Below are 5,805 nucleotides of genomic sequence, written 5' to 3'. Positions count from 1 at the left end.
GCGCGGGCCAGCGGGAGGTAGTACCGGGCGCCGACGGCGATGCCGGGCAGGACCAGCACGGCGGGCCTGTCGGAGTCCCGCCGGTCGGCCTCCACCATCAACAGCGGACTCGTGCTGCCGTCCGCGTGCCGGAGCTCGGTCCGCCGCGGGTCGTCGGTCTTGGTCATGCGTACAGGATGCCGCAGTCCCCTGCCCACACCGCACCCGGCCCGACGTGACCACGCGCACGCTGCACGCCCACGGACGACGACGGACCCCGCCCCACTCGGATGGTGGGACGGGGTCCGTCGGAGCCGGGACCCGGGGGCGCCGGCGCGTCAGCCGATCAGATCGGGCCGTAGCGCGCGTTCATCGCCTGGGCCATCATCGGCCAGGACTGCTTGAGGTCGTCCTCCCAGTAGCCCCACGAGTGCGTGCCGTTGGGCGCGAAGTCGAACTGGGCCGGGATCTGCAGCTCGCCGAAGCGGCGGGCGAGGTTGGCCGTGCAGTACTGCGTGGCCGCCTCGATGATGCCGCCGACGATCGCCTGGTTGGCGAGGGCCGGGATGCTGTTGCGCAGACGCCAGTTCTCCAGCGACTCGTGCGGGCCGGGCAGGCCGTTGCCGGTGGAGATGAACATGGCCGGCAGGGTGCCGTTGTCGCGCTGGGCGACGAACTTGTGCGCCTGGGCGACCGGGTCGTTGGCCACCCAGCCCGGACCCGGGTAGGGGCCCCACATGTTGTCGAGGTTCGCGCCGCCACGCATGCCGGTGACGATGTTGATGAACTGGTAGCCGATCGGGGTCGACGTCTCGGCACAACCCGAGTACGAGCCGATGGCCTGGAAGCGGCCCGGGTGGTTCTGGGCGATCGTCAGGACCGAGGTGGCGGTCATCGAGATCGCGGCGAGGCTGCGCTTGCGGTTCGGGTAGTTGCCGCCGTACCGGCCCTCGAAGAGGGTCGGGAGCTCCTGCGCGAGGTAGGTCTCGAACGCCATCGGGCGGTTGGTCTCGCGGGCGTAGCGGGTCTGGACGTTGGGATCGTGACGCTGCCAGTCCGTGTAGTAGGAGAAGGCACCACCGATCGGGGTGACGGTCCAGACGTCCTTGTCGGACATGAAGGCCCGGACGTCCGACTGCGCCTGCCAGGTGGCCGAGTCCTCGCCACCACCGGCGCCGTTGACCAGGTAGAGCACCGGCGCGCCGGCGTTACCGTCGCGGGGGCGCTGCACGATGTTCGGGACCTCGATGGCCATCTTGTCCGACCACACCGACACGATCAGTCGACCGTCGGGAAGCTGGGTCTCGACGACCTTGTTCTGGGCGGTGGCCTTGGTGTACTGGATGTTGCCACCCTGGGCCTGTGCCGTGCCCGTGGCAACGACGGGGACCATGGCCGCGGCGATGGCCGCTGCGGCGACCTTGGTGCCCAACCGGCCGCTCTTGACTGAACGCATATTCCGACGCCTAACCTTCTCGTTGTTCACAGACGGACCCGGGCAGACCCTCGCTTGACAGCTAACCCGATTCCCAGTAGTCACACAAGTCCCACTAAGCACACCCCAGGTGGAAGCGTGCCTACAGGACCGAGCCTTGCGCCCGCCGGGCACCATCCGAGGATGACATACCCGGGTGGCCCGCCGGTAACCGCGGAACCACCCTTGCGGCTCACGTCAACATTATCGACGCTACCCGGCCTCTTGTTACCGATATGAAGAAAATCCGATACACCCCGCGCGGCGCGTGGGCGGGCGCCACACCGGGGAGCGCACGAGAAAGGGCCCCGGGCGAGGCCCGGAGCCCTTTGTCGATCAGCCGTACGACTCAGGCCATGAAGCCGGCGTCGAGGGCCTTCTGGAAGTCGCCACCGGCGAAGTAGCCGATGCCCTTGACGACGTTGTTGACGGCGCCGAGCAGGCCGCCCGCGAGGTCGACGAGACCCTTCGGGCCGAGCAGCTCGCCGACGGAACCGAGGTCGATACCCATGCTGTACTCCTATAGAGAGGTGTGGTCCGGACGGATCCGGGCCGAGATGATGTTCGGGGGGTCGGCTGCTTTACGCCGCAGCCGGGGCGGTGCGCCGGAGCGCGAGGATCTGAGGCAGATCAGTTGACGGTCTCGCCGCCGAGGCTGCCGAGTGCCGCCAGCGCGTCGAGGGTGCCCTCGCCCGTGACCGAACCCGTGAAGCTGACGACGCCGTCGAGAAGGTTCTTGACCGCGGTGAGCGCGGCGCTGATGGCGCTGAAGTCAGGCATGTGTGTCTCCCTTTGAAAGTGGTGCCCCGGCTCATGGGGCCAGAGTCAGCGTAATCTGAGCGGCTCCGAAGTCAAGTGTGACCTCGGTCTCGACGGCAGCCGGGTGACGCCTTATCCGCCCGGCGCACCCTTCGTGACCCAGATCACTAGATGCAAGGAAACCCTAGCACCTTGATCTGCCTGCGCAAATACTATTGAGTCAACGACTTAATCGAGCGCATTAACTTTCCCTCACGCTGGGCGGGGCGTGGCGACGCCGCGGAGACACCTTTAGGTCGATAAACATTCATCTAGACAAGCGCCCACATAACTGCGCGTGGCACAGCAGTGCGGCCCGCGCGAGGGAGATCGCACGGGCCGCACCGGTGTGCTGAGGGCATGGCCGCCCTCAGCAGGCTCGGGTCACCACATCATGAAGCCACCGGCGAGGGCCTCCTCGAAGTCGCCTCCGGTGAAGTAGGCCAGGCCGGAGAACAGGTCTCCGAAGGCGCCGAGGAAGTCGTTGACATAGCCGAGGGCGCCGCTGACGCCGGCGAGAGATCCGAACTCGGGGAACATGGTGTACTCCTAGGTCTGCTGGGTGGTTATCTCTGGAGGTGGGCTCTGGGATCAGTCGGCGCTGATGCTCGACACGGCATCGAAGAAGTCGTTCATGCCCCCCTCGCCCCCCAGCGACCCGGTGAATGTGACGACGGCTCCGAGGATGTCGGTGATGCCTCCGAAGAGGTCGGACAGCTGACCGAAGTCGGGCATGGTGTTCTCCGTTCTCGTGCGTTCACGGCACCCTTCGAGGCGCCTGACAGGAACACTAGAAAAGGACGCGCGTCCACCACAATGGGCGAAACGGCACCGTAACCGCAGATCACAGGCTCTTTACGCAGCGGGGGAAAGATGACGATCCTGTTACGGGACCGCCACCGCGGTCCAGGAGTGTCGGGCCCGCCGTGACCCGTCCGAGGGCACGCACAAAAGGCCGTGGCCCGCACCGGGGTTCTCCGGTGCGGGCCACGGCCCGGCGTACTGTGTGGGCTCGGGTCAGAAGCCCATGCCACCCATCTCGTCGCCACCCGGCATCGCCTGACCGGCGGGCTCGGGCTTGTCGGCCACGACGGCCTCGGTGGTGAGGAAGAGCGCCGCGATGGAGGCGGCGTTCTGCAGCGCGGAGCGCGTCACCTTGACCGGATCGTTGATACCGGCCTCCAGCAGGTCCTCGTACTCGCCGGTGGCGGCGTTGAGGCCCTGGGCGCCCGGGAGGCTCCGGACCTTCTCCGCCACGACGCCCGGCTCGAGACCGGCGTTGAAGGCGATCTGCTTGAGCGGGGCACTCAGCGCGAACTTGACGATCTTCGCACCGGTGGCCTCCTCGCCCTCGAGGGACAGCCCGTCGATGGCGACCTCGGACTTGACCAGGGCGACGCCGCCGCCGGCGACGATGCCCTCCTCGACCGCGGCCTTGGCGTTGCGGACCGCGTCCTCGATGCGGTGCTTGCGCTCCTTGAGCTCGACCTCGGTGGCCGCGCCCGCCTTGATCACGGCGACGCCGCCGGCGAGCTTCGCGAGGCGCTCCTGGAGCTTCTCACGGTCGTAGTCCGAGTCGGAGTTCTCGATCTCGGCGCGGATCTGGTTGACCCGTCCCTCGATCTGCCCCTGGTCGCCCGCACCCTCGACGATGGTGGTCTCGTCCTTGGTCACGACGACCTTGCGCGCCTTGCCCAGCATGGAGATGTCGGCGGTCTCGAGCGAGAGGCCGACCTCCTCGGAGATGACCTGGCCACCGGTGAGGATCGCGATGTCCTGCAGCATGGCCTTGCGACGGTCACCGAAGCCCGGGGCCTTGACGGCGACGGACTTGAAGGTGCCGCGGATCTTGTTCACGACGAGCGTGGACAGGGCCTCGCCCTCGACGTCCTCGGCGATGATCAGCAGGGACTTGCCCTCGCCGATGACCTTCTCCAGCAGCGGCAGGAGGTCCTTGACGGTGGAGACCTTGCCCGAGACCAGCAGGACGTACGGATCCTCCATGACCGCCTCCTGGCGCTCCGGATCCGTCATGAAGTACTGCGAGATGTAGCCCTTGTCGAAGCGCATACCCTCGGTGAGCTCGAGATCCAGGCCGAAGGTCTGCGACTCCTCGACCGTGATCACGCCCTCCTTGCCGACCTTGTCCATGGCCTGGGCGATGAGCTCGCCGATCGCCGGGTCGGCGGCGGAGATGCCGGCGGTCGCAGCGATCTGCTCCTTGGTCTCGATCTCCTTGGCGGAGGCGATCAGGTGCGCGGTGACGGCCTCGACGGCCTTCTCGATGCCGCGCTTGATGCCCATGGGGTTGGCACCGGCGGCCACGTTGCGCAGGCCCTCGCGCACGAGCGCCTGGGCCAGGACGGTGGCGGTGGTGGTTCCGTCGCCCGCGACGTCGTCGGTCTTCTTGGCGACCTCCTTGACGAGCTCCGCACCGATCTTCTCGTACGGGTCCTCGAGCTCGATCTCCTTGGCGATGGAGACGCCGTCGTTGGTGATCGTGGGGGCGCCCCACTTCTTCTCCAGCACGACGTTGCGACCCTTGGGGCCGAGCGTGACCTTGACGGCGTCGGCGAGCTGGTTGAGACCGCTCTCCAAGCCGCGGCGGGCCTCTTCATCGAACGCGATCATCTTTGCCATTGGGTGAATCATCCTCCGGGTGTGGGGTGACACGTATGTGGTCGGCGTCGGCGCCCGCGACGGACGGAGCGGACCGTGTCAGATCCGCGCCTCACCTTGCGACCTCAGTTCAGGTGTTGCTGGCACTCAGGGTAGCCGAGTGCCAACCGCTTTTCTAGCACTCGCCCCCCACGAGTGCAAAGGGTGCGGCCCGGTGTTCGCGGCGGGCGAACGACACGCACGGCCGCGCCCCGTCCCCTACCATCGAGACGCCATCGAAGCCCGTTCCCATTGGAAGGCCATCCATGCCCACCGAGTCCGCTCCCGCCGCCATCGAGAGTTCGATCGAGATCGACGCCCCACCGGCCCGGGTCTGGGAAGTCGTCTCCGAGGTCCGCAACGCCCCCCAGTGGAGCAGCCAGGCGCACAAGGTCGTCGCCCTCGGTGGCCGCACGACCGCCGGGACGTGGGCGCTCAACATCAACAAGCGCGGCCCGATCTTCTGGCCCACCACCAGCCGTGTCGTCGAGTTCGAGCCCGGCAGAAGGTTCGCCAACCGCATCACCGAGAACACCACGGTCTGGGTCTTCGAGCTCGAGCCCACCGCCGACGGCGGCACCCGGCTCACGGAACGTCGTGAGGTCCCGAACGGCCTGACCTTCATCTCGACGTTCCTCACCGACAAGGTCTTCGGCGGCCAGCCCTCGTTCACCAGGGAACTGGACAGGGGCGTGTCGACCTCCCTGAAGCGGATCAAGGCCCTCGTCGAGCAGGGCTGACCGCCATGGCCGGGGTGGGCGTGGTCGCGGTGGCCCGGAGCGGGCTCGCGACGATCCTCGCGGGCTCCCTCGTGGCAGCGCTCACCGGGTGCGCGCTCTGGACCGACGACGCGGACCCCGCCACCCCCGACCGCGAGGAACCCGGCCCCACCCTGG

Annotated in this window: 7 protein-coding genes; 1 reads left to right on the top strand and 6 read right to left on the bottom strand. The window is 67.7% G+C overall.

From position 1 onward, the window contains the following. Positions 1–325: 325 nt before the first annotated feature. From G6020_RS02390 to groL, 6 genes are all read right to left on the bottom strand, one after another. Positions 326–1,435, bottom strand: coding sequence for an alpha/beta hydrolase family protein (locus G6020_RS02390; RefSeq protein WP_179523437.1), 1,110 nt, complete (start codon positions 1,433–1,435; stop codon positions 326–328). A gap of 367 nt (positions 1,436–1,802) precedes the next feature. Continuing rightward, positions 1,803–1,964, bottom strand: a complete 162-nt coding sequence (locus G6020_RS02385) for a hypothetical protein (RefSeq protein WP_179523438.1) — start codon at positions 1,962–1,964, stop codon at positions 1,803–1,805. A 119-nt stretch (positions 1,965–2,083) separates the two neighbouring features. Then, positions 2,084–2,233, bottom strand: coding sequence for a hypothetical protein (locus G6020_RS02380; protein ID WP_182609542.1), 150 nt, complete (start codon positions 2,231–2,233; stop codon positions 2,084–2,086). Positions 2,234–2,635: 402 nt separating this feature from the next. Beyond that, a complete protein-coding gene (locus G6020_RS02375) occupies positions 2,636–2,791 on the bottom strand; it encodes a hypothetical protein (RefSeq protein ID WP_182609541.1) in 156 nt (51 codons plus the stop codon). 51 nt (positions 2,792–2,842) lie between these two features. After that, positions 2,843–2,986 carry a hypothetical protein gene (locus G6020_RS02370; RefSeq protein ID WP_182609540.1) on the bottom strand — a complete coding sequence of 48 codons (144 nt, stop codon included), beginning with the start codon at positions 2,984–2,986 and terminating at the stop codon, positions 2,843–2,845. A 282-nt stretch (positions 2,987–3,268) separates the two neighbouring features. Next, a complete protein-coding gene (groL, locus tag G6020_RS02365; protein ID WP_179523441.1) occupies positions 3,269–4,891 on the bottom strand; it encodes a chaperonin GroEL in 1,623 nt (540 codons plus the stop codon). A gap of 284 nt (positions 4,892–5,175) precedes the next feature. Between groL and G6020_RS02360 the strand changes: the two genes are divergently transcribed. Next, positions 5,176–5,649, top strand: a complete 474-nt coding sequence (locus tag G6020_RS02360) for an SRPBCC family protein (protein ID WP_182609539.1) — start codon at positions 5,176–5,178, stop codon at positions 5,647–5,649. Positions 5,650–5,805: the final 156 nt, after the last annotated feature.

This window comes from Dietzia sp. B19, assembly GCF_014145155.1.
GTDB lineage: Bacteria > Actinomycetota > Actinomycetes > Mycobacteriales > Mycobacteriaceae > Dietzia > Dietzia natronolimnaea.
This window is presented reverse-complemented; position numbering and strand designations above follow the sequence as displayed.